Origin of the sequence: Adlercreutzia sp. DFI.6.23 (assembly GCF_024462535.1) — a bacterium.
Lineage (GTDB): Bacteria > Actinomycetota > Coriobacteriia > Coriobacteriales > Eggerthellaceae > Adlercreutzia > Adlercreutzia rubneri.
Genome location: NZ_JANGBP010000746.1, coordinates 1 through 290 on the forward strand (window position 1 = coordinate 1; position 290 = coordinate 290).

1 protein-coding gene is annotated in these 290 nt (G+C 61.7%); it reads right to left on the reverse strand.

Annotation, left to right across the window (positions count from 1 at the left end; genetic code table 11):
* The coding region (locus NE591_RS15300; RefSeq protein ID WP_256157107.1) for a cytochrome c biogenesis protein CcdA at positions 1-225 on the reverse strand (225 nt) is incomplete at its 3' end.
* Between the last annotated feature and the right edge of the window lie 65 nt (positions 226-290).

Below are 290 nucleotides of genomic sequence, written 5' to 3' on the forward strand. Positions count from 1 at the left end.
CGAGGAGAAGAATCCCAGCTGTCGTCCCGCCAGCGGGTTCTTCGCGCCGTGGAAGAGGTTGATCTTGATGATGCCGAGAAAGTACAGTCCGAAGGCAATGACCACCAGGCCGCACACCACGTTGACGGCACTTTGATACTCGATGAAGAACGCGCCCACCGACGAAGCCAAAGCTCCCATAGCGATGAACATTGTTGGCGGCGCGGCGAGGTGCGCCTCCGGCATCGGGGCCCTCCACGTCGCCCGCATCGCGCGAGCCGTTGGGATCGCCGAATTCCATAAGCGCATCG